A 2,298-nucleotide genomic window follows, 5' to 3' on the forward strand; every position below is an offset into this window, starting at 1 on the left:
CCTCGTCATCGATGCTGCCCATGTCCACAGGGGTCGTGGACTGGCTCAGCAGCCACACCGCAGCCATGGCTCCCAGCGGCACAGAACCTGGAAAGAAGGCCCATATCGAGGGCACCAACCATGCCGTGTCAATGCTGATCCCGGCCCAGCCGAGACCGATCACAACGAGCAAGGCAGCGAGGTTGATGACCATCGCCGCGGTCAGCAGCCAGCCCACCGTCCGCCAGATTCGGCCCGTTCGCTGGCATACAGGACACACCGGCCAGGTACCGACCACGATGGTCGACAAGGGCGCCAACTGCTTGCGTGCGACGCTGACCACCGCTGTGCGGGGAGCGCGGGGATGCCGAGGGGTGTCGTAGAAGTGAGCACGGACCTGCCGTCGCGCGGAGGCTGGATTGCCGTGGGGAGCACAGACTTGCGGCAGTGGCTCGTCGAGTTCGAGTTCGAGCGATTCGACGCTGCGGGGCTGACCAGCCAGGTACAGCATGCGCGTCGACGGTAACGGCTCTCTACGCCGGCGAAGCTGGATCGCGACCTCGACCGTGGCCCCGTCAGGCCGACTCATGGGTGCTCGCCGATGCAGAGTTCTCCCCGACCGAGGCCCACTGTCAGCCGTGTCCGCCTGATCATTCCAGCCAACCTCGCTGCCGGCGATCCTGGAAGTACTGGTCGTCCTCGTCGAGGCCATCGCTCGGACCGACCACCGTTTCCCGGTTCGGTTTACGAGTGCCTGGTACTCGATCGAGGCCTTGTGAAACCGCGCCGGGCCAAAGACCATCCGGTCGGGGCACGGCGACATTCATGGGAGGCGGCGGCGCTTCGGGTTCCTCGGGTGACTGCATTGTCGAGGGTTCTGGTGGCTCTTCGCGGTAAGCCGCCAGCAACGCTTCACCCTGCTCCGCCAGCTGCTGCACCTCTTCGGGGGAACGCTCGGCGTGGTCGGCTTCGGCCTTGCGGAGGACGGCATCGCCCAGATGCTGAAAGGACTCGCTCTGAGCGAGATCACGCAACGTGGCTTTGCCTGCGAGGATGTCGCGGATCTGTGCCTGCAGGTCCGGCCCCGCGATGGGACTGTCGGCGAGAATCTTCAGCGCCTTGCCCAGGTGCCGTGACATGCCGATATCGCCGTCGACCAGGTCCAAGCGCGGCTCAGGGGGCTGGTTCATCACGCCACTCCGGGATGATCGTAGGAACCTGCGGGCAACGCCGGGATCTGCGAAGCGTCGACGGCGGCGCTGATCCCGCCCGACATCACCGCGACAAGGGCTTCGGAGGCGTTGACCATGTGGCCGAGTTTGCCGATGATGGTGACGACCCGCGAGGCCATGTACACCGCCAGCGCTGCCGCGACGGCCTCCAACGCAGCCGCGGCGCCGGCTCCGACCACGCTCGAGGCCGACGCAATCGCCGCGGCCTGCGTGACGGCCCACTCGATAGCGAGGTCCCCCAGAGTTTGGACCAGATCAGCGATTCCGTTGGCCATGCCGTAGGAGGCCAGAGCGTAGGCTTTGATCTCTTCGGCGACCTTTCCCATCGCCTCGGCCTGGCCGTCCAGCGCCGCTGTCAACGACGAGAAGTAGGTGCGGGCGCTCTCGGCGGCGTTGCCCCTCCAAGAGGTCTCCGCATTGGCCATCGCAGCATCGATGGACGCGTGAAATGCCTGGTTGTAGTCGGCGAGCTTCGCGATGGCATCCGCAGACTTCTGCAGCGCGACCCAATCTCCGGTGAGATTGTTGGTGATGGTCGAGATACAGTTGAAGCCACCCCCGGCAACGAACGGACTCGTTGCCATCGCGATCAGGTTGTTGAGGTGGTAGGTCAGGCTCGTGCCGTTGCCGCTGATAACCAGCTCGACATAATCATGGATCGGGTCGGAGGATTCCGGTTCGGCGAGCTTCTCGACCGGGTAGGTGGTTTCGCTCATTTGCCGATCCTGCCGTAGTAGGCGTCCATGTTCTTGGCCCATTCATGATCGGTGGTGCGGTACATGCGCGAGGCGTTGGTCAGCTCTGTCGAGGAGTTGTCGGTGACGGTCCCCAATCGCTCGTAGTTCGATTTGAGCTGCTCACACGCCTCCTGCAACTGGTCGAGAACCGGCGTGAGTACCAGGCCACCGCTGCCTTGAACATCGAGCCATTTCTTGGCATAGGACACCGCTTGACTGTTGTCCTCTGCGATCTTCCACAGCGTCCGGGCCGCGTCGTCCAGATCGTCGGGACTCACCGCGAAATCATCAGCCATACCATCGTCCTCCCCGCCTGCACGCACGAGCGAACCCTCGGATACGCGCGGCCA

Annotated in this window: 4 protein-coding genes; all 4 read right to left on the bottom strand. The window is 64.3% G+C overall.

Going from position 1 to position 2,298, the window contains the following annotated elements:
- The coding region (locus tag ON36_RS35110) for a hypothetical protein (protein ID WP_157225037.1) at positions 1–490 on the bottom strand (490 nt) is incomplete at its 3' end.
- A gap of 139 nt (positions 491–629) precedes the next feature.
- Positions 630–1,169, bottom strand: coding sequence for a hypothetical protein (locus ON36_RS28545; RefSeq protein WP_157225038.1), 540 nt, complete (start codon positions 1,167–1,169; stop codon positions 630–632).
- Positions 1,169–1,927, bottom strand: a complete 759-nt coding sequence (locus ON36_RS28550; protein WP_043660159.1) for a hypothetical protein — start codon at positions 1,925–1,927, stop codon at positions 1,169–1,171. The genes ON36_RS28545 and ON36_RS28550 overlap by 1 nt, the downstream gene beginning before the upstream one ends.
- A partial coding sequence (locus tag ON36_RS28555; protein ID WP_218001243.1) for a type VII secretion target occupies positions 1,924–2,298 on the bottom strand: 375 nt, incomplete at its 5' end. The genes ON36_RS28550 and ON36_RS28555, both read right to left, overlap by 4 nt.

Source organism: Nocardia thailandica NBRC 100428, assembly GCF_000308795.1.
Classification (GTDB): Bacteria; Actinomycetota; Actinomycetes; order Mycobacteriales; family Mycobacteriaceae; genus Nocardia; species Nocardia thailandica.